We start from the raw sequence: 25,078 nt of genomic DNA, 5'->3' as shown, positions 1-25,078 counted from the left end.
CTTGACCATTTTTCGAACAGAAATGATCGGAACGAACAATGTCTCGGCCAACTCGATAGTCGTTGCGCTCCCTCTCTCACAGAGCAAATAAAGAATTAAATATTTCAGTCTAAGCGATCTCGGCTTAAGTTTTGAAATGTATTTACGATCGTATCCAATCTGCGAAAACATACGTCGACTATCCATCAGCCACCGCCATCCCAGAGATTTAATGAGAATGATAATCATTCCACTTCCTATTTGGAATTATATCTAACGAAAATTAGAGAATGATGTGAAAAAGAATAAAGTCCCGAAGAATAAATTCTTCGGGACTTTTGATTATAAATTATCGATCGACTTCGCGGATAATCATCAACTAGTACCTATTTCTTATCCTTGATCACGAACATCGTCTGTGTATGGTCTACGAAATCTTCAACTTCCTTCAGTAAAGCTTGCTTCTTCTGATCTGCTAGTTCTTGTGTAATTGCACCTTCTGCTTTTACTGAATCAATTTTGGCAGTGAAGTCTGACATTAGCGTATCGATTAGCTGCTGACGAGTAACGTCATGATCTTTTGCGATGTCAGCGAATGACTTACCTCCTTGAACCTGCTCAGCGAATGTAGCCTTGTCAATTCCGATTAATTTCAGTGCCGCTGCGAGATTCCAGTCGCTACCCTCTTGCTTAGCACTCTCCTTGTTGAGCGGTTCTGCGAAGATGCGTTCTGCTTCCATGGATGCCTTCTTCTTCACATTCTCCTTCTCCTGAGCTGTGAGATCCTTAGGGTCGAGATGTGCTAATATCGCATCACTGATCTCCTTCGTTAGCTCATCAATAAGCGGCTGAAGCGCTTTGCCTTTTTCTTTCGCGATATCTGCAAGCGATTTACCTTCTTTTTGGGCTTGCTCGATCGTTTCTTGATCCAGGTCGAGCTTTGATTTAGCGATTGTTTCCAAATCTAATTCTAACTTATCGTCTTTTCCTGGACTTGGTTTCTCACCTTTCTGAGCCTCTGCATAGCTTGATTTCTTGTCATCCTGTGATTTTCCATTTAGGTTGTCTGCCGCATAAGCGGTTACCGGAACTGCAATCGCGATTAGCAGCGCTGCGCCAGCGAGCTTCCAATTTTTCTTCATTGTTTGATCCCTTCTTCTTTTCGAATTTGCCATCCCTATAATCAGGAGGCTACATGGATTAAGATAAAGAAACATTCTGAAAAGAATCTGAAATACTCGGAAAAGAGACACGAAGCGTCGTACCGACCTGAGGTGTACTCCACACTTCTATTTTTGCCCGGTGTGCATCAACAATTTGTTTGGCAATCGCTAGACCAAGGCCAGTTCCTTCCGACCGGCGAGTCCGGGCCTTATCCATACGATAAAATCGTTCGAAAATACGAGGCAGATGCTCGTTCTCAATGCCTATCCCCGTATCGCTAACAATAAAGGATACCTTCTGAGGATCTGTTTCCAAGGAGACGGTAACACTCCCGCCTTCCCGGTTATACTGAATGGCATTCTCGATCACGATTAAGATAAGCTGACGAATGCGTACCTCATCGGCTTGAATCATCGCTTCATCTGCTCCAGATCCACTTTGGCTATTTTCCCAGATCAACTTCACATGCTTTGAAGACGCAATTGGCTCTAATTGTTCCATCACTTGGCGAATTGTATGACGCAGAGAAAATCGTGATAAGACCAAATCAAGCCGCCCGCTATCGCTTCGCGCAAGCACAAGTAAATTGTCGACTAACCGGCTCATATGATGAATTTCACGACCTGACTTCATAAATACATTACGATGGAAGTCAGGCAGTTTATCGCTCTCCTCATCTAGCACCTCGTAGGCAGATTTCAAAATACTAAGCGGTGTCCGAAGTTCATGCGACGCATCGGAAGTGAATTGTTCCTGTCGATGGAACGCTTGTGATATCGGTCCCATCGCGCGTCCCGCCAATATATAACCCGCAGCCCCTCCTGCAGCTAACATAAGCAAGGCGAACCCCGCAAACGCCCATCGTAGCTGCGTTAATAGATCGATATCACTGGTGACTTCCTGTGCAACTATAATTCTATAGTCCGTGAGTTTACTATTTGAAAGTATCGTGCCGCCGATTCGAAAGGTTCTTCCATTCGCGCTTACATTTCGGTAAACATTATCTGGTTCCGCGTGGAGGCTTGGTAGGAGCGCCGTTAGTGGAAAATTCACCCCGGACGAGTTCTTGTTAGATGGCGAGGATTCAAATATCATTTCTCCGCTTGGATCGAACAACCAAGCCATTTGGTTAAGTTGTAAGCCTCCTGGTTCGTAAAACGAGTTCAACTTCTCCTTATTCACCGAAGGATCGAACAACACATTCCCCTTTGGAGACTCGATCAACTTCTGAAGCTCAGCCTCATATTGATTGCTTAAAGATTTAAGTTGACTGTCTTCTGTCGTTGTCAGCATTTGCTGTACCATCCATAAAGAAAAAATAGCGGAGATCATCAGAATAATACCAATAGTAAGCGAAAATTCTCGCGTTAGCCGGGTTCGTGTCCGTTTAAACATTGATCTCATTCCCCACCTATCATAAACCGGTATCCAGCGCCATAAACGCTTTGGATGCATTTTGTTTCATAAGGCCCGTCCATTTTTTTGCGAAGTAATCGAATTGTAGCGTCAACGACGTTAAGCGTCACATCCGACGCAAGTCCCCACACTTGATCAAGTAGTTGCTCTCGCGAGAGGACTTGACCAACGTGGCGCATCAAACAGACGAGCAATTGAAACTCGCGTCGTGTTAATGTAATTACCGTTCCTCTACGGGTTACTTCAAATCGGCTCATATTTGCCGTTATATCCCCTAAGCTGAGTGTATCCGATGAATGATATCCCCTATCCTGCCGCCTGAACAAGGCGAATAACCTTGCTTCCAGCTCTTCAAAAGCAAAAGGCTTAATCATGTAGTCATCTGCCCCTGCGCGTAACCCCTCCACCCGGTCTTGCACTGCATCTCGAGCCGTCAATAGTAGAATCGGAGTATGATCTTCCTTCCCGCGGATCTCCCTTACGAGCTCTAAACCGGTCAACTCAGGCAACATCCAATCTAATACATATACATCATAACGACCAGTAGCTATCGCTTCCTGCGCTTGGCGACCATCCTTCATCCAATCGACGACATGATATTGCCTTTTCAACTGGTGCTCCGTTAGCTCACCTAGCGTCTCATCGTCCTCAGCCAGCAATATACGCATTCTTAACTATCCCCCTTGCAAAAGCCTCATAGATAAAAAATATACCAATTAATTCTGAAATAAACATGAAAAATCATAAGTTGATATCATAAAGTTCTGATCATATCAAAACCATTCACTTCCTTGATTAATAACAAAAATAACCCCTAATCAAATGCTGTCACACATTTGATTGGGGTTATTTATGTTGCCAAGTTAAGCTTTGAATTAGGATTCCATGACGTACTGTTGCTAGATTCTACGAAATCGGGTAATGTGCTGATTCAATTTACATTGGTTTGTTATCGACACATCCTTATCCTTTTCAATTGCAGTTTCGCCCGGTTCTTCACGTAAAAATAAGCCAAAGCACTAGACTGATTATGATTCCGAGAACTGCACCTGCTAGTACTTCAATAGGCCGATGCCCTAACATTTCCTTAAGGAGCGGATATTTTAATTTCTGATTATCGTTTTGTTCTATTGCGAGTCTACTAGTAAGTCGATTCAGTAGTGATGCATGTGTACCTGCATGTCTACGAATGCCGGCGGCATCATACATCGTTATAACGCCAAAGACGAAAGCTATCGCAAACAAGCTGGAGGAAAAGCCTTCTTTCAAACCGACTCCAGTTGTCAGTGCGGCAACCGCTGCAGAATGCGAGCTTGGCATTCCGCCAGTGCTAATTGCACGCCGCCAATCGATCTCCGACTTCGCAAAGAAGTTAATTGGAATTTTGATGAGTTGAGCCACCAAGATGGAGATCAGCGCTGCGATTAACGGTAAATATGAAATAATGCTCAAGATACGAGGACTCCTTCCAAAGTTCATTAGGGAATGAAACGCTTCTCTTATCTCATGCTGTCATCAACAAGTAAGCTAGAAAAACGACAGCAAGAGCGAAGCGATAATACGCGAATGGTGCGAGCTTAAACCGTTCAAGCAATTTCAAGAACGTGATGACCGCAACTAGCGCTACACAGAAAGCGACAACAAAACCAGTTACAAAGAAACCAATGTCTGAAGAGGTTAGAGTATCGTAGCTTTTAAGCAGTTCGTATCCACTTGCTGCGACCATCATGGGAATCGCAATTAAGAATGAGAAATTCGTCGCCGCTCGGTAACTGACATTCGAAAGTAAGCCGCCTGCAATTGTTGCTCCAGATCTGGAGAACCCTGGCCATAGGGCGAGGCATTGGTATAATCCGATAAGTATAGCTTGTCTATATGAGATTTGATCGATTCCTTCTGCTTCTACAGGTGCTTGTTTCTTTTGACCAATGAGCATGAAGATACCGCCAAGAACTAGTCCAGCAAGTACCGTATAAGGAGAAAATAAATAATTCTTGATAAATGAATGCAAGATCAATCCTAGTAGCATGGCCGGGAAACAAGCCAAAATAATATGGAGAAGATTGAGTTTATGTTTGGATTGAGTAATTTCTTCAGACTGATAAGATTCAATAACGCTTGGCTTTAACCGAATTAATCCGAGTAAGTTCAAGATTCGACGCCAGTAAACGACTGCTACAGCTAAAATAGCGCCGAGCTGGATAATGATTTCAAATGTATCTGCTTTCTCACCAGAGAAGCCTAGAAGTTTACCGCTCAGAATTAGGTGCCCCGTCGAAGAGACGGGTAGAAACTCGGTAAGTCCTTCCACAATCCCTTGCACGATGGCAGTAAAAATGTCTTGCATAATGAGTACACACTCCTTATTTTGTTTGTCATGCATGTATAGGCAATTATTACTGTAGGTCAATAACCTCAAGCAAAAATGAATCTAACCTTAACTTTGTCTTAACAGAGATTAAATTTCTAATCGACATTCTATGAGATCTGTAGTCCATTCCAGAAAATGATTTGGTTCGTCTAATATTTACTTATCATTTATCACTTAAACTTCCTTTGCATTTTTCATTAATTCAGGTATTACCTTCTCTATCTCCTCAAAAATAATATCTGAAAATGACCACCAATCTTCTTCCCACTGATAAAAATTCGAAAGCTCACAAAACCAACTAACAATATCTGTTGTTTCTTTAGCAAATTCCTTGCCAAATAGACGCTGAATCGAAATAATCATTAGACAATACCTGCGTCTTATTGAAGGATGTGTACTGCTGTCTACTAGTGTGGAGCTTTGGGTTGATAATGCAATTAATATAATGGATACTGCGATTCCACACACTTGTAAACCAATATGTTTCTGACCAATTGTTTGATCATAATAACGTAGATATTCTTTGACAAAGAGTACACCACTCTCGTCTGCTTCAATTTCCATATTATGATTTTCAACTATATTGTTTGTGTAACCATTATGACTTAAATAACAATGGCCAATTTCGTGACCAATAATTGCTCCCATCGAAACCTCATATATTTCGTTATGGAGCTCTGCAAACTTATTGAGTAACTGTTCCCCTCCTATCTCCACTAGAAATCGTTCATAGTCAACCAAACTTTGTAGCTGGCTATAATTAATAAATTTTTGTCGACATTTATTAAGCCACTCATGATCAAAATCATCAGTCAGATTGTTAAGGTATTCGTACTTCCGCATGTACTTAATAGAAATTAACTCGCATATTTGCTCCAATTGCAACTTCGTTATTGCATCAATAATTATTAAACGTGATCCATCAAAAAACGGCGCTTCCACTTTAGGTCGTGGTAGCTTATCTTCCCTTTCAACAAACCCGACATAAATGTAATTAATAGTTTCTTTCAATTTAATGTTTTTAGTATGAGTGAAAACCAAACTGATTATCAGATCAGAGATTGAATCATTACTAAATATCAATGATTCATTTTGGAGGTCGTTTAATAGTGAGGAGTTATTTAAATGTTCAATTGCATCATCAGAAATAGTTTTATTCTCAATTGAATCAATAATTCTTTGATACTCAACATTTATAGGTTCTTTTTTATACATTGCAAAGAACATTCTTCTAGCAAACTCATTCATTATCCTCATAGTCCCCCGCATCGCAAAAACCACAATATGATTTGAGCCGAATTTTAAACCAAACGCTTGTCAGCACTGTAACATTCCCCTGATCCAAATGGTGACTTTTTTGTCGTTCGTACATAATAGTGGGACTTTTATGTCGTGAAAAAACCGACAAGAACGTCTCCTAAAATAAAAAAGAACCTTGATTTAACAAGGTTCTTTTTAGGGACCTCTTTAATCGTCGTACTATTACAGTGATCACAGAGTAAATTGCATAAGCGTGACCCCAAAGTTAGAGGTATTGAAGCCGCATGCTTTCAGCTTGAGCAGACACTTGCTCATGGTTGCACCTCATTCTCCGACACGATCTTATTATCCTGGATCTGAATGTCGCTGCAAGCCGTTAACCGGATAACCTCGGTTAGATCAACCTTCTTACGGAAAGAACCCGTAATAGCGACTTTATTCTGCCGGAACGTAAGCCCCTGGGTACTCTTCGCATCGAGCAGAAGCGCATCCGAGGATATAATGGTGTTTCCTTCGATCAGAACGTTCCGATGAACAGGCTTACCGAGTTCCACGGAGCGATTCTCCGGAGCGATATACATGACGGGATGCTCTGCTCCCCCGCATCGATTGAACGTGTTCTGCCGTATCGTGACATCCAGGGCTCGGCCGGATTCAAACCAGCTCTCTGCATCATCAGCAATAAGAATGGCGCTCATCGCGAGGCGATCGAAATGATTTTCCTCGATGACGACCTTCCGCCTTGTTGTAATCAGGATTCCTCTTGTCGGGATACGCGCGAATCGATTGCCGCAAATCTCAACCTCCGGCGTCCAGGTCACATTCTCTATAACATCATTCGGTTCGATGCAAGTTGAAGCTGGGCGTTCTAAAGTCAACAATATATCCCTCGGGCTTATACGGTGACAGTCAACAACAGTATTGCTGTCATAAGCCGTTAGTGAATCCGTATTCACAAACTCGATCTCATCCCCTGGGAAAAAGGCATCAAAGCCATAGCTCTGACCGTGCATGAATCGCACAAGGATCTGATTATCAGCAGGCTTGTCGATGATTTGAAGATGAGTGCCGTGAACATTAATCGGATCGTCGTGGGTGCCTTCGAAATGACAGTTCACTATTCGAACAAGCCCTCGGCAGCTGGATAGATGAATGCCATCGGCAAAGGCAGCCGCTGTTCTTCCCGAACCCTCGCGCGGCGCAATCGATAAACCATCAAACGTAAGGTTTTCGCTGAATTGTCCGACTACACCTAATCCGTGAGTGTAGTACAGATTAACGTTGTTCCATGTGATGTTGCGGCTCTTATGAATGAATACGCCGGCTTGATCACGAGTTCCTTCACGCATCTGATAAGTGAGGCCGACTACGGCTTCTGGCATGCTATCTTCTTTGTAATGAAGCCGCAGCCTGCCAGGCTCAATCTCTTCAACATGATGCGCGTCCGGAACCGGGTTGCGAACCCGCCAGGTTGTATTGGTGACCGGATCGAAGAGCTGCGTCGGACCAGCCCGATAACTCCAGCCTTCACCTTTCCAGTAGAGGTCTCCGCCCTTCAGCTCATACCAGGAATCAGAATGAACACGCACTTCGATATGCCGATCACCCATTCCCTCCACTGCCATTTCAGACATCGTCGGTCTAGCGAAGTCTGTTTGGAGATTACGAACTTCTATATTCTCGCATTGCTCGAAAACGAACATCGTACATTTACCGTGAAAACGAAATAATGCCCCATTACCCTCAAGAATGAGATTGCGAAGACCTTGGAGAAGCACTCCGATCGTCTTCGTCACGTCCGGGTTCTCTTGCTCGCTCGCGCTATTCGTAATATAGAATGGCAATCTTGCAGCATGCTCCGGGTAGAAATCGTAACTCCCCTCGACACATTCCAACACAACAGGCGATTTCAGTTGCGCAGCAAATTCTAGCGCGCGGCGCATAGGAAGTACCGTATCTTCACCGCTATTCGGTTTCGCTCCGAAATCCGTAAGACGAATGTTCCTCATTGGTTATTTCCCTCGCTTAAGCTCGTAATACTTGCCAGTTTCCGTTGAAAGCGATATCACGAATTGCCATAACAAATTTGATCTTATTATAGGGATGATAAGCAGTTATGTGCAATATCAATTTCCCCTGTCGTTTTATTCTATTACAAGAGTCCCTTGATTTCTCCTTATCAGGAAGAAATATCCTGATTTTGTTTCGAGTTTATTATTAAGATTTGATAAAGGGGCCAATTCTTCCTATTTCAATAGACACATACCTTTGGGGTCCTGCGGCCTATTCGTTTTTTCAACAGCTGGAACTTGCTTCCACTTCCAAAAACCTCGTTATTCCTGCGGCTCGGACGGCATTTGCGCCATCCTATGAATCTTTTTCATTCTCGCTCAGAACAATCAGGCACCCGTCGTTTCATGTTAAAAATTGCATGAGTATATCGACCTATTTCATATGCGGAGTAGGATGTTTCGCTCATTGTGATCTGAATTCGACAGGTTATATAATCGCGGTGGAAAAATTCCATTTTTTTCTGATTTTCGACATTCCGCCTTAGCGAGAAATGTCGCCCGGTAAAAAAGCCCCAAGAGGCGCAAAACAGAGGAGGAAATGATGAATGAGTTCTTTTGCAAGAAAAGTACGTAAGAAATTGCCGCTGACGGCTCCGTCGGTGCTCGCTCTCTCCATGCTTCTCGGTTCATGGAGCGGTACAACCGTTTCCGCAGCCAGCGCAAAGGGAACTGAGGCTTCGCACCTGCTTACGTATGAGGGGGCGGCGTATGCTTCATCAGTCGAAGGCGGCCTAACGCCTGACAAAGCAGTTGATGGAGACACGGATTCCCGGTGGGGCAGCGCATTCAGCGCAGATCCGCAATGGATTTACGTCGATTTGGGCGCTCACGCTAAGATCGACAAGGCGATTATCCGCTGGGAGAATGCCTACTCAAAGTCGTACAAGATTCAAGTGTCCGATGACGAGACCAAATGGACAGACATCTACTCCGATACGAAAGGCGACGGCGGCGTAGATACGATCGTTTTGTCTGGCGAAGGACGTTATGTCCGTATGCTATCGCTTGAGCGCAGCGGCGGATACGGCGTGTCGATCAAGGAATTCGAGGTCTATGGTACGGGCGGCACAAACCCGCTTCCTGTCGTCCTTGGGGAAGACGTCGCGCTGAATAAGCCGGTCGTTGCTTCCTCCTATGAGAAAGCTGACAAAGATAAGCCTGCCATGCCGCCGGAGAACGTAAACGACGCAGACAAAACAACAAGATGGTCCTCCGCTCACACGAGCGACGAGTGGATCTATGTCGACCTCGGCAGCGTGCACGACATCGGCCGCATACGCCTGAACTGGGAGAATGCAGCCGGACGCATCTACGATCTGCAAGTGTCCGACGATGCGCTCAATTGGAAAACCATTTATCGCGAAATGAATGGTACTGACGGCTGGATGGATAAGCAAGTGTATGGGTCGGGCCGATATGTAAGAATGAAAGGCATTAGCCGGACGACAAGCTATGGCTACTCCTTGTTTGATTTAAGCGTTTACGATTATGTGCAAGGGGATCCGAAGCCGGTTTATTCGATTCCTTCTCTTCCTACCGCTTCAACGGTCGATGTTGGCAAAGGCAGCTATCTGACAAGCGATATCAACATGCCGCAGCCGCGTCCGCCTATCAATAAGTCTGACGCTCTGAAAGCACCAATTCCTTCCAATGACTGGTGGCAATCGGTACTAATCAAGGACTTAAGCGACAGCTTAATCACGCTTCCGCTCAAATCCAAGTACACGCCTATGGGACTTAGTGTCCTGAATCCTGGCGCAGGCTGGGTTAATGATACGGGCAACTCGCAAGCAGCCGATGGCGGTCCGGACTTCTATCTGCATGCCGGCAACATCAGCTCGCACAACATCAAGAACAAGATCGTAGGTTACGGCGATTGGTCTGCGACCGTAGCGCTGAGCGATAACGATACGCCAAAAATGACAACGACGTTCGTCAAAGGCTCACCTTACTTGTATTCGGAATTCAGCGATCCGACGACAGCGGAATTGTACTTCCCGGCATCCACGCGCTTCTATGATGATAAAGGAAATGCAGTTCTCACATCCGAAGGCGCTACCGTGAATGGTGACCATATCGGCTTCACCGTAACTAACGTTGACGGCTCGCCGCAAGCGGCTGAGGTCATCCGCAACTATGGTGCTTTTGCTCCGGCAGGCTCTGTCTTCATGAAAGTCGGCAATAAAGTGAAAATCCGCCTCGGAAACGGCGACAACTACTTGTCCGTCGCATCGATGCCTGCAGCAAGCGACCTGAACTACTTCTATAAACATGCTTATGCATTCGTTAAGAACACGGTCGTCACACCAAGCTTCGACGAGAGCACTTCCGATGTCGTTACTCGCTTCGATGCAGAGATCGACCAGAAGCGTGCGGACATGGCTTCGACGACGTTGATGGCGCTGCTCCCGCATCAATGGAAGCAATCGTCTACGGCGCTGACAACTCTCTCTTATCCATCCATCCGCGGAACGCTGAAGCTGCGTGAAGGCAACTCGTTCACGACAACGGATAAGTTTAACGGCATCGTGCCTCAATTCACGGAGCCGAGCGATCCTTCTTATAATCGCGAAGAGCTGCTTCAAGAATTGAGCTACCTCGATGAATCAACGTCCAAGAACTTCATGTCCGGCGACGCTTACTGGCAAGGTAAAGTGCTGCACCCGCTTGCTATGGGCGTATTAATAGCCGATCAAGTCGGCGACCAAGCATACAAGGAAGTGTTCCTGTCCCGTCTGAGAACGATTCTGACGGATTGGTATACGTACACGAAGGGCGAGCCTGACTACTTCATGTACTATGACAAGACTTGGGGCACGATGTACTACAAGAACAGCGAATTCGGCGCGAACACGGGCTTGACGGATCACCATTTCACATATGGTTACTATGTCTTCGCTTCTGCCGTTCTCGCTACGTACGATCAAGATTTCAAGGACAACTACGGCGGTATGGTCGAGAATCTTATTCGCGACTATGCGAACCCGTCCAAGACAGATCCTATGTATCCGTTCCTGCGTAACTTCGATCCATACGAAGGCCATTCATGGGCTGGCGGTTACGGCGATAACAACAACGGAAACAACCAAGAAGCAGCTGGCGAGTCCCTGTTCGGTTGGGTCGGCGAATACATGTGGAGTCTCCTGTCCGGTGACAAAGCTACGCGTGACATCTCGATCTACGGCTTCACGACTGAGCTGAAAGCAGTTGAGCAGTACTGGTTCAACTACGACAACGACAACTGGCTGCCTGGTTTCAATCACAAATCGGTTGGCCAAGTATACGGAAGCGCGTATAACTACGGTACGTTCTTCAGCGGAGATCCAGTCAACATCTACGGGATCCACTGGCTGCCTACCGGCGAGTACCTGACAAGCTACGGTTTCGATCAGAAGAAAGTCGCCGACTTGTATGGCGGTCTCGTGAAGGATAACAAAGGTCCCGAGAATGCATGGTACCACATCGTATGGCCGATCGAAGCATTGAGCAATCCGCAAGACGTGCTTAAGAAGTTTACGGTGGATAACACGCAGAAGAACGAAATCTTCAACACGTACTGGTTCGTGCACAACATGGCAACGCTCGGCTCGCGCACCAAAGACATTTGGGCAACCGGCTGGTCCGGCGCTTCCATCTATAAGAAAGGTACGACGTACACAGCTGAAATATGGAATCCTACGAACGCAGCGATCACGATCACGTTCCACAATGCAGCTGGCGTAACGGGTTCTGCAACAGTCGGTCCGAAATCGCTTGTTAAGGTCGATCCTACGGAAGTAACGGATCTGGATGCTAACGATCCTCCTGTCCTTTCGTCCGACAAGACGCAAAACATGCTCGGTCAACCGATTGAAGTCACGTTCGCCGATCATCTGAAATGGCGCGAAGCAATCGACGCCGTACAATTGGACGGGCAAGTACTTGACCCATCGCAATATACGGTACAAGCAGGCAAGCTCACCTTGAACAGCTCCTTGTTCCCGGTTGAAGCCAGCTACAAAGTTACCGTTCAATCTAACGGCTATCCAGAAACAAGCGTACAGCAGGTTGTCATTACGAACTCGGTTGTGAACCTGGCGCTGAACAAGCCTGCCTTCACTTCCGAGAACCCGAACAAGCAGGGCTCGTATGCCGTTGACGGTAAGCTGGATACGCGCTGGGAATCTGCTTTCAGCGATCCGCAATTCATCGGGGTCAACCTGAAGTCCGAGTACAGAATCAGCCATATTCGCCTGAACTGGGAGAATGCAGCCGGCAAGAGCTACAATGTTCTCGTATCGACAGACGGTCAGAGCTGGACTCCTATCTATTCGACGACTCGCGGTCATGAAGGCATCGACGATATCACCTTCCCTGCCGTGAACGCGAGATACGTGAAGGTCGAAGGTACGGAACGTACGACGAACTATGGCTACTCCCTATGGGAGCTGGAAGTGTTCGGTTCGCCGGCAGGCAGCCTGGATGCACCGGATCTGGCCGCAGATACGACGATGAACCGTGCCGGTCAGCCAATGGATATCACCTTCGATGATGCCGAAGACTGGAGAAACAAGATTCAAACGGTTGCAGTAAACGGAACGTTGCTTGCTGCAGATCAATACCAAGTTGCGCCAGGCACCATTAAACTCGACAAAGCCCTGTTCCCTGAAGCCGGCATCTACAACGTTACGATCGAAGCACAAGGCTATGTCGCGAAGAGCGCTCAGCAAATCGTCGTGACGAGCTCGAACATCAACCTAGCGCTTCGCAAAATAACGAACACATCGTCTGCTCCGAACCAAGCAAGCAGCTTCGCAGTTGACGGTAACCAAACGACGAGATGGGAATCCAGCTTCAGCAACGCGCAATCCATCACTGTCGATCTAGGATCGAAAGAAACGATCAGCCGCGTCCTTCTGAACTGGGAGAATGCAGCAGGCAAGAGTTATACCGTTGAAGTTTCCACGGAGGGCAAGGATTGGACAACCGTCTATGAGACAACGACTGGCAAACCAGGCATCAACGATATCGGCTTCGCGCCAATCGCTGCACGTTATGTCAAGATGAACGGCACTGAGCGTACGACGAACTACGGCTACTCCCTCTGGGAGTTTGAAGTGTACGGCAACGGGGCTGGCTTGCCATCCGCGCCGAATCTGGTATCCGATTCGACGAACGCGAGCGTTGGTCAACCCATCGACATTACGTTTAGTGACGACGATGCTTGGAGAGCTGCAATTGAGTCTATTACTATCAATGGCACGACAGTTAACGCGAACCAATATCAACTAAGCGCTGGCAAAATCACGTTGAATGCCTCTTTGTTCAACCAGGCGCAAACGTATTTGATCTCGATTCAGGCAAAAGGCTACAGCGAAGCGTCCGCTCAGCAAACAATCGCTGGCAACCAGCAGCCTGGCGGCCCGAATACGCCGCCGCCGGATTCTGGCACCAATCCGAACCCGTTGAACCTTGCGTTCGGCAAAGAGACGGACTCGTCGCTGGACTATCATCGCTCGAGTGCCGACGCAGTTGACGGCCGCTTGGATCGCCGCTGGGAATCGGCATTCGAAGACAATCAATGGATGAGCATCAACCTCGGCAAAGTATCTACAATTAATCGCGTGGTGCTGAACTGGGAGAATGCGTACGGCAAAGCGTATACGATTGACGTCTCCATGGACGGCAAAACGTGGACGACGGTCTACTCCGCTGACAATGGCAACGGCGGCATCGATGATCTCACCTTCGCTCCTGTCAGCGCGCAGTACGTGAAGATGAACGGGATCAAACGCGGATCACCTTACGGCTTCTCGCTGTGGGAGTTTGAGGTTTATGCCGGCGACATGGCACCTCTTGCAGGACAAGCGCTGACGGCAGATACGACGAATAACGTAGTTGGAGAGCCGATCGATATCGTTTTCGCTGATGACGCGGCTTGGAGAACTGCAATCAACGCGGTTGAATTGAACGGCGTTACGCTGAAATCCAATCAATACACGATTACGGACGGCAACATCAACCTTAATCGCGCATTGTTTACGGAAGCTAGCCCTCATGTTGTAACGGTTCATGCCGTCGGTTATGAAGATGTGTCCGTGGTACAACCCATAATTGCTGCAACGAACCTTGCGCTTCATAAGGACACATCCACTTCGGATAATCCGCTTCAAGGCGGACAACTCGCTGTCGATGGCAACAAAGGAACACGCTATGAATCGGCATTCAGCGATCCGCAATGGATCAGCGTCGATCTTGGCGAGAAGCACACTATCAGCCGCGTTCTTCTGAACTGGGAGAATGCCTCGGCTAAAGCATTTGCGATCGAAGTATCGGAAGACGGCGAGAACTGGACAACGGTTTACAAGGCGACGAATGGTCGCGAGCGTGAACATATCGACAACATTTTCTTTAACCCTACCGAAGCTCGTTATGTCAAAGTTTATGGCACAGAGCGCAACACGCAATACGGCTACTCCTTGCTGGAAATGGAGGTTTACGAGTAAACCGACCTGACTGCAAAGTAATCAGAAAACACAAACAAGCTGACGTCCGGATACTTCCGTGCGTCAGCTTGTTTCTTTATATTGACCTACGTCCCTCGGTCGATGAGCATGCCCGCTGCTGCCCAGCGCGAGAGCACATATACGTTCTCTCAGGCACGAATCCGCGCCGGTTGCTGCGCGAGAGCACATATGTGTTCTCTCAGCTGCCGGCCACTTTCCTACCCCAGGCTGCTGCGGTAATCTGCGAGCACTTCATCAATAATCCGCTTCGCCACGCCTGCGAACACGGGATTGCTCTCCTTGTAGTAAGGGTATGCGATCAGCCCCATCGACAGCGCGAATCCTTTGCCCCGCTCCCAGGTCTGCTCGTCAGGCTGAAGCTCAGCCTGGAAGATCTCCCGCGTCTCCGCCGTGAGAATGCTCCAGGCGAACAGCATGTCGAACGCCGGGTCGCCTACGCCCATACAGCCAAAATCAATCACGGCCGACAGCCGCCCCTGATCGATAAGCAGGTTCCCCGCATGAAGGTCGCCGTGAATCCATAGCGGCTCCCCTTGCCACGCCGGCAGCTTCATCGCCGCATCCCACGCACCAACCGCCGCTTCATGATCAAGCTCGCCGTGCAGATCCGCAATAATCTTGCGGACAAGCTCATCCCGCATCGCTAGCGTGTCCCGCCGAGAACCGGCAGGAAGCGGCCCGCCGGTCGGATCGATCCGGCGCAATGCGGCTACGAACTGCGCCATCGACTTCGCCGCTTCAGCCAAATCTTCAATACTTCCGACGATGGCATCTACACCGCTGAACCACCGATACACAGCCCACTGCCAAGGATAGCCTTCGGCAGGCTCTCCAATCGCAATCGGCGCAGGAATTGCTAGCGGCAAGTGCGGAGCCAGCTTCGGCAGCCACTGCAGCTCCTTCTCTGCCTGACCCGTCGCCCACTCGATCCGGGGCAGCCGTACCGACAACTCATCGCCAAGCCGATAGATGGCGTTGTCGGTCCCGGTAGACTCGACCCGCACAAGCGGTAGCTCTGCCCACTGCGGGAACTGCCTTTCCAGCAGCCGCTTCACGAGCGCGGCTTCCACTCGTACCTCACCGGCATGCAAGCCAACTGCTTCCGTGCCTGAATCCGTACTTGCTCCCGTAACTGCTTCCGCTTTTTCCACTCTTCCCTCTTTTTCTACTCCTGCTACTCTTCCTGCTTCTTCACTTTTATTTGAATTGATCGTATCCTTCGCTTGATCCATCGTTTGAGTGAAACCTCCCATTATTGTCGTTCGTCTTCTCGGACCGATTGAACAATACTGTCGTTCTCATAGCAATCACTCGCTCTCTTCTAAGATACGTTCATTTTAGGGAGAATTTGGTTGATAAGCAACAAAAAAAGAGACCGACGACTTCCTCATCAGTCTCTTACAGCAACAGCATAATCAGCCAAACAAACCCGGTTTCTGCCCCTGTGCTTCGCATCATACAGCGCTTGATCTGCCAGCTTGAGCAGCTGCTTCACTTCGTAAGCCGCATGGCTGTCTCCGGCAGCAACGCCGAAGCTGGCTGTAATCGCAATCTTCTCCGCAGGCAGCGCCATAGGGTGAGCGGCAATCTCGGCGCGGATGCGCTCCGCAGCTTGTCCCGCCTCCGTCAGCGTCATGCCAGGCAGCGCGACTACGAACTCCTCGCCGCCATAACGGGCGAACACATCGCCATCACGGAGCATGCCGCGGCATACGGTGACAACGTGCAGCAGCGCTTGGTCGCCGATATCATGGCCATGGGTATCATTAATTCTTTTGAAATAATCAACATCAAACAGCAGAACCGCGAATCTCCCATCGCCTTCTGCCGCCTGCGCGATGAGCTGTTCACTCAAATGCAAGAAGTGATTGCGATTGTAAATCCCCGTCAGCCCATCGTGGAAAGCAAGCGAATGCAGCTTCTTCTGCAGCTCGACCTGCTCCGAAATATCAATCAGAATGAGCAGTTTGCCGACTTCCTGCCCTCCGCTCTTGTTGACGACCGAAGAACGAACGCTGTAATGATAGGACCGATCGTCGATCGTCCAGATTACTTCTCTCTCATCCTGAAAGCCGTTCACCAAATTCACAAGCGGCTCGTCGGTGTAGCGCTGCCATAGCTCATCAATATTCATGCCAAGATTCTGTGCGGATAGCTCCGGCATCACACGCGCCGCTGCCGGATTATAATCGACAAGCCGATTCTCCAGATCCAGCACTAGAACGCTGTCGCTCATACTCTCAAACAGATTATCGCGGGCAATTGGCACCACGTTTAACATCCCTCTGCCGGCAAGCGCCCACATATAGAGTGCGGACGTGACTGCCATAATAGCCGGAATCGGGTCAATGCCATCTGGCGTCAGATTGCCCAGGTACAAGAAGTCTCCTGCCAGCGGCAGCACCAGCGCCGCGAGCATGGTCATATGCTGAAGACGATACGAAGACTTCATGCGATTCCAGTAGATGAGCAGCAGCGTCACGCCGCCGATCATACAGCCGAACGTATATGCACCCCCGATGATGTACCACGGCCCAGCGTTCAGGTTCGCTTTTAGAAAAGAAGCCCCCTGCTTCAGCTCAATCGAGCGGTAGTACAGCCCATGCGCGTCATTCGTCAGCACAAGCACGAATGTAATGGCCGGAACGATGAACAACCCAAGACGAATAGGGCGCTTCAGGAAGCGGTCCATGCCGAGGAAGTACATCACGAGCAGCAGATTAAGCGGCGGCAGAAAAGGCATGCCGAAATACTCAAACTTTATCCAGAGCCTCACTTCTGCAAGAGTGCTCGATGACAGCTCAAGCGTCGAGCCAAACACATAAACCGCCGAGAGTAGCGTGAACGCGATGAATGTTTTGGACATGGATTGCTTGGACCGATAAAAGAATACGTAAATGCCCATGATGACATTAATGACGCCGGCCGTCACCATAAGCGTTAATATCGCCGAATAAGGCGTTCCCACTATATATACAACTCCACATATCGGTTGAAACCTGGCTGCGTGGTCACAAACGATTCATATTCATGCGATGACTCCACTATCGAAGAGGTTCGAAGACTACTAGACGTAGCCAGCATCCTTCTTCCAGCAGTATAAAGCATTTTGGCCCAGCTGTCCTGCACATTCCCGCTTACCTTATTCCCCTTCCTCGTTAGGGACAACGGCATCGCGGATCTGCTCGAACGTAATCGGCGTATAGTTCCAGTGTTCGACGCTGACGTTGAAATAGTTGATGCCTGCATATTTCTGCGAGTGGATATGTCCATGCACGTTCACGTAAGGCATGTGCTTGTTCATGTACATCGGCTCATGCGAGAGGAAGAAGAAATCCTTGTAGATGATCGGATGCTCGCTCACTTCATCGAAGCCAACGTCCAGCCACCACTGACGGGAACGGCCCCGGTCATGATTGCCGAGGATGAGGATCTTGTAGCCGTTCAGCCGCGACACGATCGCCTTCGTCTTCTCTTGATTCAGGAACGAGAAATCTCCCAAGTGAAACACTTTATCCTGCTTGCTGACGACCGCATTCCAGCACTCGATCATCCGCTCGTTCATTTCAACCACATCGGCGAAAGGCCGCGATTCGAAATCGATAATATGCTTATGTCCAAAATGATGGTCCGAGATGAAGAATACTTTTTGCATGGTCGCAGCTCCTCTGGTCAACGTTGATAGACGGTTAAGTTCTACCTATTCTAACCGATTCCCACCTTAAAAAAGAAGCTCCACCTTCCGAAAGTCGGAGAGATAGAGTCATTACATAAACGCTTTTCATTATTCAATCAGCCCCAAGCTCAATCATCATTCATAATCTTATAGAAATCAGGATGAATCCAGAGTGATTCCACTTCATAATCCTTCATCGGGACGCCGCTAAGATGGTAGGGCATAATTCGAATGAGAAAATCAGCAAAGGAGTCGGTAATATATTGCAACTCGCGCAGCTCCGCCCGATAGCGTGTTGCGCGTTCTTGGTCCCACATATAAATTTCGCCGTAATTCTCAATAGAGAGCGATATCAGAATGATATTCCCACCCTCCGCGCTACAGATCGGAATCGAATCTGCCGGCAGCCGCTTCTTGTAGAAGTTGTACTTCTCTTCCAGATTATCGCCTTGTTCGAGACCGAGACCGAAGAAGGACAACACGGTTGTAGACTCGATGTCCAGTGGATGGTAGAGCTGCAATTGAATAATGCTGGGCTCCGCATGCCCGCCATTATAATTTTCCAAGAACGCAATATAGTCGGCAGGAAGCTTCAATCTGATTGTATTCTGAAACCGATCAATCGTGCTTCTATCTACTTGTGTCGAATTGTTAAGTTTAATCAAGTGAAACCTCTATTCTATTTCGGATTCTAGTATAATTCTCCTACATTATTATCTTGGCAGAAATGTCCTCCATTGTTTAGAGGTAATTTATAGGCGATGACAGGCAGACCGACTCGATGACTGTTCATGCTAACGAATCGTGCCATCGATATTCGGCTGAATTCACACACTTTCACATGCTAACGAATCCTATTTACGCTATTACGGGCAAATAGTTGCGTCAGGCTTAAAGTGCGGCAAATAGCGCCGCTGGAGTTCGTTAGAATTTGAGGAGCTGCATTTCGTGGCGAATAAGGTGATATCAGTTCGTTAGCATCGCTGAAAAATGAAGAGCAGTGACCAATGGTCACTGCTCTTCAGACTACCCGAGAAATATCTTTTGCGGTCGAACGGGGTTATACAAAAACTGTAACGGTTGCCACAGTGCTTATTCACGTAAATATAACCTTCTCTAACATTTAACGGTTGTCAGAGCGCTTATTGGGCTCAAATCGATTGATATCGCTGCCGATATCGCCAAATAGCCGTTCTGACAACCGTTAGCGTTTCATACGAGGCATCTGAGGCTTAATAGCATTCGTGGCAACCGTTAGCGAAGCCGAGGAGTATAATCTCACGATTACCCCAATCTTACTTCTTCCCTGACCCGAAGCCGATCACATACCCATCCAAGTCACGCACAGAAAAATCCTTCCAAGCGCCCCAGTCATGCTCCGTCACAACCGGCTCAGACGCAATGATCGCGCCGTTTGACTTGAACTCCTCGTACAGCGCATCCAACTCCTCATGCGTATGAACGTAGGCGTAGGTGTTCCACGTTCCTTTGTTCGGCGAAACATCCTCAGGGTCTTGCGCCTGTATGAGCTTGAAGCCGAGCCCAAAGTTATCCCGAATCGCCCAGAACTCATTGACCTCGCAGCCGAGCGCCACTTCGTAGTATTTCATCGACTTCTCTAAATCCGTGACCAGCAATACGGTGAGTGAGTTCTCAATTCTTGCTTTCAACTTCTCTGTCATCGAGGATTTCCTCCTATTCGAATCAAATCCGGTCATACCTGTCCGTTCTAATTCTCTATTGGATACTGGAAACCCTCTATTACTGTAAAATGTTTACAAATTAAAATGTATCTTTATCCGGTCCGCGACTTCCTCTGGCGTCAGATCGGTATTATTAATCCTCAAGTAGCGATCGTGCACGATTTCGCCCTCATTGGAATTCAATCTGTGCTGCTCCACCGCGGCGAGCATTCTCGCTTCCGACCCCGCCACATCCCGCTTCGAAGGCTTATGAACGAGCCGATTCTCGCTTCGATTCCGCTCGATTCTCACATCCAGATCCGCCTCAAGCTCGACCCAGTACACCTCGCCGCCGTTCTTTTCGAAGATGTCTCCTACGCGCTTCACATACACCCATTCGTCCGGCACATCAAACGCCCAAGCGAATGTGAAAATCATTCCGTAACCGTCACCTTTCGCGTACGCCTCGAAGATCTGCATGCGGAACTGATAGGTCAAATCCCACATCTCCGGGGTAAACCCGAAATACGGACAGAGAAGCTCTATCGTCATATGATTATGGAACAGCTTGAGATCCGTTATCTTCTCAAGCTCTTGCCCTACCGTCATTTTGCCGACAGCCATCGGGCCGAATAAGAGTACTAACTTCATAGGAGTCACCATCCACATATTGGTATTTGACTCCTATTCGCGCTTCATAGCTGTCTTTCCTTCTAACATCAGCCTTTGATCCCTGTAGCCGCGATACCTTCCACGAAGAATCGTTGAGCCAGCATGTAGGCGATCAGAACGGGAAGCAGCACAAGCAGCGTCGCCGCCATCAGCAGATTGTATTGCGTCGCATACATATTATTAAATTGGATGAGCCCTACGGTCAGCAGCTGCTTCGATTTGGTGCTGATCAAGATAAGCGGCCACAGGAACGAATTCCAGGCGCCCATGAAGGTGAAGACGCCGAGCGTCGCCAGCGCAGGCTTGGACAGCGGCAGGAAGATGGACGTGAACGTACGCAGCGGGCTGCAGCCGTCAATCGATGCCGCATCCTCCAGCTCGACAGGCAGCGTAATATAAAACTGTCTCATCAGAAAGATCCCGAACGGCGAGACGAGACTCGGCACGATCAGCGCCGTATGCGAGTCGATCCAGCCCAAATCCCGCACCAGCAGGAAGGTCGGAATCATAATGACCTGGCCGGGAATCATCATGACGGACAGCACAAGCAAGAATAGCTGATTGCGCAGCAGAAACCGCATGCGGGCAAAGGCGTAACCGGCCAGCGCGGAGGTAATCAGGACTCCTGCGATGATCAGGCCGGAGATATAGAGCGTGTTCCAGAAATAGCGTACGTATGGGAAAGCCGCGACTGCCTCCTTGTAATTGAGCCAGCGCGCGGGCGAAGGTATCCATGCCGGCGGGTAAGCGTAAACCAGCTGGTTGTCCTTCAGAGACGTGGACAGCATCCACAGAAACGGCAGTATCATGAACAGGCCGAACAGCAACAGAATCGCATAGGTCACGATGGCTGCTCCCGGATGCTTGCGTGTGATAGACATCATTTTAAGGCAACCCCTTTAGTTTCGTGTGTTACTCCAGCTCGGAAAACACCCAGTACTTCTTCCCGATCCACTGGATAAACGTAACGATCAAGATGAGCACAAACAATACGAACGACAGGGCAGAGGCATAGCCCATATTGAAGTTTTCAAACGCTTCCCGATAGATGTAGAACACCATTACGAGCGTGGAATTGCCGGGACCGCCGTCCGTCAGGACAAGCACTTGCTCGAATACCTGGAAGGAGCCGATGATCGAAATGACGGAGATGAAGAAGATCGTCGGCGACAGCAGCGGCACGGTGATATGGCGAAACTTCTGGAAACGGCTGGCGCTGTCGATTTCGGCAGCTTCATACAGACTGCTCGGGACGGACTGCAGCCCGGCCAGCATGATGACAATGTTCGTGCCGAGCGATTTCCAGATGCTCATAATGATGATGGACAGCATCGCATATTTGGTGCTTCCGAGCCAGTCCGGCGTCGGCAAGCCCAGCTCGTACAGCCAGCTGTTCAGCAGACCGGAGTCAGGGTTGTAGAGCCACTTCCAGATGACGGAGATGGCGACGCCTGAAGTGATCGTCGGCAAGAAATATACGCCGCGGAAGAACGCCGTTCCGCGCAGGCCGGTATTCAGCAGCGCCGCGAACAGCAGCGACAGCACGACGATGAGCGGAACTGTCCCGACGACAAAATAAAGCGTATTCAAAAGTGCAGTATAAAAGGTGGCATCCCGAAAAATCTCGGCGTAATTGCCGAAGCCGACGAACGTTTTGCCATGGATGCCGTCCCAGCTTTCGAAACTAAGAACCAGCCCCGATATGATCGGGTAAATAAGGAAGACGGCCATCAGCGCGATCGCGGGCGCAATAAATGCATAGCCGTATATGTTCCGCAAGAAGAAAGCTTTCGATTTTCGTTGTTGTCCGTACACCCATCCGTCCTCCTGTTCAAAGGGGCTGCAGCCGGCAGGCCGGCGCAGCCCCTTGATGCTTTGTGCTACTACAACAACGGCTGCACGCCTGCCTTGATCGCTTTAGCGGCCGCTTCAGGTTTCTTCTCGCCCGCCCAGACGAGCGACAGCTCGCGATTGACGATTTGACTAATTTCGTTCTGGTTTTTGACAACGAGCGGAGCACGTCCGAATTCGGTTTCCTTCAAGACCAGATCCTTCTGCTCCTTCGTCATGTTAAGCACCGATTCATCGTCGAAGCCAGGCATGGTGAGTACGGTCGAAGCTGGCGGGAACCAGGAGAACTGCTTGGCCCGAATGAACTGCTGCTCGTCCGACAAGAACCACTTAATGAACTCCCATGCTTCTTCCTGATGCTCGGAGGAGGCGAATATGGCGAAGGTCGAGCCGAACGCCGTCGTCGCTTTGTTCTTTCCTTTCGGCAGCGGCGCGACGCCCCAATTGAACTTCACATCCTTGAGCACGTAATGGGCGTACCACGGACCAGCGCCGAGCGACATGGCGGCTTTGCCAAGCTGGAATTTGTCGCCATCAGAGCCAGGCTTGGGAGTGACATTATATTTGTTAACCAGATCGGAAATAAAGGAGATTGTCTCGACTGCTTCAGGGCTGTCGATCGTCGATTCCTTGCCGTCTTGGCTGAGGAAATCGGCGCCGTTCTGCCACATCAGCGTCTGTGCCGGAGGAAGAGTGGTGCCGTAAACCTTGCCCGGTCCGTCGCCAGACGTCAGCTTCTTGGCAGCGTCCAAATAATCGTCCCATGTCCAGTCTCCGTTCGGGTACGGGAGGCCGGCTTTGTCGAACATATCCTTGTTGTACCAGAGCAGGCCAAGATCCAAGTCGCTCGGCAAGCCGTACACATCGCCGTTATAGCGATAGGCGTCCAGCAGCTTCGGGAAGAACCGGCCGAGATCGTATTCAGGATCATGCTGCTCGATGAACTTCGATAGATCGACCAGCATCCCTTGGGCTGCAAGGGAACTCAAGTAATCGGCGCTCAGCATGCCCGCATCGGGCATTGTCTTGGCCGCGTTCCACATCAGGAGCGTCGAGATCGTGTCGGGATGATTAATAAATACATGCTCCACATCGATGCCCGATGCTTTCTTGAAGTCCGGAAACCGCTTCTCCTCCCAGTCCTTGGCAACATCGCCTGTCTGGAAGCTGGAGAATTTGATCTTGACGGCCTCCGAAGACGAGCTTCCCGACTTGTCCGAGCTGTTGCTTTCGGAGTCGCTGCTGCTCGAGCTGTTACTGCCCGAGTTGCTGCTGTTGGAAGCGGCTCCATTTTTGTTGTCCGTCGCGCCGTTGCCGCAAGCGGAAACGAGCAGCAGTGACACCGCGGTCACCAAGCTGATACTCCAAACTTTCATCTTTCTTTTTCCCATCTGAACCCCTGCCTTTATTGTAATTTTTTACAACCTGACAAGCCGACGTTCCTATCGATCGGGACATGGTGCCGTGCTATACTGTTTGTCATGAGAGAATCGCCCCGGCTCGTTTGTCCCGCCGTTAGTGTAATTGTATGTACCACCGAAAAAGGAGACAATGGAAGCGATGACAACATTGATGGATTATTTGATTAGCCCGCTCCCGATACGCTTAATCGACTTGAAGGTCGACAAATCGAAGCTCCGCAAGAACAAGCTGATCGTCAGCGGCATGGGGCACCTCCCCGGCCGGATATCGCGTCGCAAGAGAGCTCACTTTCAGAATTGGGCTCTGGCCTATATCGCCGAGGGCAGCGGGACTTATCAGGCTGACTCAGGCCCTGTGCAGAAGGTGACGAAAGGCAGCCTGTTCTTCGTCTGGGATGGAGCGACCTTCAATTACGGCCCGGAGCAAGGCGGATCGTGGGAAGAATATTACATCGGCTTCGAAGGCGAGCGAATCGGAGAGTTGTTGGAATGCGGCTCCATTCACCAAGGAGAGGTCGTACAGGTAGGCGCCGAGCAGATGTGGCAGCAGCGCTTCGAGCTGATTATCTCCCTGCTCGAAAGTGGCATTCCGGCCAATGCGGACCGCGCTTCCCTGCAGCTGGAGTCGCTGCTGTACGAATTTTCACTGATGAACCAAGCCTCCTCCGCCGAAGGCAAATCGGAGAAGACGCTGAAGATCATCGAGGAGCTCGGCTTGCGCGTCTACGACCCGGTCGACGACAGCGCCATCGCACGGGACTATAATTTGTCCGTATCATCGTTGCGCCGCATTGTGAAGCTGTACACCGGCTATCCGTTCAACGAATACATGCACCGGCTCAAAATATCCGAGGCAAAGAAGCTGCTGATCAACACTTCCGCCACCGTCAAGGAAATAGGCTACGCGCTCAGTTATCAAGACATCTACTATTTCTCCCGCCTGTTTCGCAAATATGCAGGAGTTTCCCCCAAGCGATTCCGTGAGACGCTGTAAAATGCAGACGGGCC

18 protein-coding genes are annotated in these 25,078 nt (G+C 49.1%); 2 read left to right on the top strand and 16 right to left on the bottom strand.

The genetic code is table 11. The features are described 5' to 3' along the window. Positions 1 to 365: 365 nt before the first annotated feature. The 7 genes from AC0YNX_RS25020 to AC0YNX_RS24990 all read right to left on the bottom strand — a co-directional run bounded on the left by AC0YNX_RS25020 (position 366) and on the right by AC0YNX_RS24990 (position 8,199). On the bottom strand, positions 366 to 1,121 hold the full coding sequence (locus AC0YNX_RS25020; protein ID WP_475818418.1) for a hypothetical protein: 756 nt from the start codon (positions 1,119 to 1,121) through the stop codon (positions 366 to 368). A gap of 58 nt (positions 1,122 to 1,179) precedes the next feature. After that, positions 1,180 to 2,538, bottom strand: a complete 1,359-nt coding sequence (locus AC0YNX_RS25015; RefSeq protein ID WP_475818417.1) for a sensor histidine kinase — start codon at positions 2,536 to 2,538, stop codon at positions 1,180 to 1,182. A 5-nt stretch (positions 2,539 to 2,543) separates the two neighbouring features. Next, positions 2,544 to 3,227 (bottom strand): response regulator transcription factor, encoded by a 684-nt coding sequence (locus tag AC0YNX_RS25010; RefSeq protein WP_475818416.1) that lies wholly within the window; start codon positions 3,225 to 3,227, stop codon positions 2,544 to 2,546. Between the two features lie 328 nt (positions 3,228 to 3,555). Then, positions 3,556 to 4,011, bottom strand: coding sequence for a divergent PAP2 family protein (locus AC0YNX_RS25005; RefSeq protein WP_475818415.1), 456 nt, complete (start codon positions 4,009 to 4,011; stop codon positions 3,556 to 3,558). A gap of 52 nt (positions 4,012 to 4,063) precedes the next feature. Then, complete coding sequence (locus AC0YNX_RS25000; protein WP_475818414.1) at positions 4,064 to 4,906, bottom strand: undecaprenyl-diphosphate phosphatase; 843 nt, start codon at positions 4,904 to 4,906, stop codon at positions 4,064 to 4,066. A 198-nt stretch (positions 4,907 to 5,104) separates the two neighbouring features. Continuing rightward, the gene (locus AC0YNX_RS24995; protein ID WP_475818413.1) at positions 5,105 to 6,178 is read right to left on the bottom strand and encodes a hypothetical protein; all 1,074 of its coding nucleotides are present in this window, start codon (positions 6,176 to 6,178) and stop codon (positions 5,105 to 5,107) included. A 323-nt stretch (positions 6,179 to 6,501) separates the two neighbouring features. Further along, complete coding sequence (locus tag AC0YNX_RS24990) at positions 6,502 to 8,199, bottom strand: alpha-1,3-galactosidase-related protein (protein ID WP_475818412.1); 1,698 nt, start codon at positions 8,197 to 8,199, stop codon at positions 6,502 to 6,504. A 608-nt stretch (positions 8,200 to 8,807) separates the two neighbouring features. Here AC0YNX_RS24990 and AC0YNX_RS24985 point away from each other — a divergent pair. Next, the gene (locus AC0YNX_RS24985) at positions 8,808 to 14,747 is read left to right on the top strand and encodes a galactose-binding domain-containing protein (protein ID WP_475818411.1); all 5,940 of its coding nucleotides are present in this window, start codon (positions 8,808 to 8,810) and stop codon (positions 14,745 to 14,747) included. 218 nt (positions 14,748 to 14,965) lie between these two features. Here AC0YNX_RS24985 and AC0YNX_RS24980 read toward each other — a convergent pair whose 3' ends face one another. The 9 genes from AC0YNX_RS24980 to AC0YNX_RS24940 all read right to left on the bottom strand — a co-directional run bounded on the left by AC0YNX_RS24980 (position 14,966) and on the right by AC0YNX_RS24940 (position 24,025). Then, a complete protein-coding gene (locus AC0YNX_RS24980) occupies positions 14,966 to 16,000 on the bottom strand; it encodes an aminoglycoside phosphotransferase family protein (RefSeq protein WP_475818410.1) in 1,035 nt (344 codons plus the stop codon). Between the two features lie 158 nt (positions 16,001 to 16,158). Next, positions 16,159 to 17,736: a histidine kinase N-terminal 7TM domain-containing diguanylate cyclase gene (locus tag AC0YNX_RS24975; protein WP_475818409.1), complete on the bottom strand. Its 1,578-nt coding sequence runs from the start codon at positions 17,734 to 17,736 to the stop codon at positions 16,159 to 16,161. A gap of 174 nt (positions 17,737 to 17,910) precedes the next feature. Next, positions 17,911 to 18,423: a phosphoesterase gene (locus AC0YNX_RS24970; protein WP_475818408.1), complete on the bottom strand. Its 513-nt coding sequence runs from the start codon at positions 18,421 to 18,423 to the stop codon at positions 17,911 to 17,913. A 149-nt stretch (positions 18,424 to 18,572) separates the two neighbouring features. Continuing rightward, positions 18,573 to 19,109, bottom strand: a complete 537-nt coding sequence (locus tag AC0YNX_RS24965) for an SMI1/KNR4 family protein (protein WP_475818407.1) — start codon at positions 19,107 to 19,109, stop codon at positions 18,573 to 18,575. A gap of 630 nt (positions 19,110 to 19,739) precedes the next feature. Beyond that, positions 19,740 to 20,126 (bottom strand): VOC family protein, encoded by a 387-nt coding sequence (locus AC0YNX_RS24960; protein ID WP_475818406.1) that lies wholly within the window; start codon positions 20,124 to 20,126, stop codon positions 19,740 to 19,742. A 93-nt stretch (positions 20,127 to 20,219) separates the two neighbouring features. Next, positions 20,220 to 20,777 (bottom strand): P-loop nucleotide/nucleoside kinase family protein, encoded by a 558-nt coding sequence (locus AC0YNX_RS24955; protein ID WP_475818405.1) that lies wholly within the window; start codon positions 20,775 to 20,777, stop codon positions 20,220 to 20,222. Positions 20,778 to 20,845: 68 nt separating this feature from the next. After that, entirely contained in the window at positions 20,846 to 21,682 is an 837-nt protein-coding gene (locus AC0YNX_RS24950; RefSeq protein ID WP_475818404.1) for a carbohydrate ABC transporter permease, read from the bottom strand. Positions 21,683 to 21,710: 28 nt separating this feature from the next. Continuing rightward, positions 21,711 to 22,613 carry a carbohydrate ABC transporter permease gene (locus AC0YNX_RS24945; protein WP_475818403.1) on the bottom strand — a complete coding sequence of 301 codons (903 nt, stop codon included), beginning with the start codon at positions 22,611 to 22,613 and terminating at the stop codon, positions 21,711 to 21,713. Positions 22,614 to 22,681: 68 nt separating this feature from the next. Then, positions 22,682 to 24,025: an ABC transporter substrate-binding protein gene (locus tag AC0YNX_RS24940; RefSeq protein WP_475818402.1), complete on the bottom strand. Its 1,344-nt coding sequence runs from the start codon at positions 24,023 to 24,025 to the stop codon at positions 22,682 to 22,684. Positions 24,026 to 24,209: 184 nt separating this feature from the next. Here AC0YNX_RS24940 and AC0YNX_RS24935 point away from each other — a divergent pair, with 184 nt between their 5' ends. Then, entirely contained in the window at positions 24,210 to 25,064 is an 855-nt protein-coding gene (locus tag AC0YNX_RS24935; protein ID WP_475818401.1) for a helix-turn-helix domain-containing protein, read from the top strand. Positions 25,065 to 25,078: the final 14 nt, after the last annotated feature.

Source organism: Paenibacillus sp. J31R98, from assembly GCF_056269245.1.
Note: the sequence above shows the minus strand (reverse complement) of the source record. Positions and strands in the feature narration are given on the sequence as shown.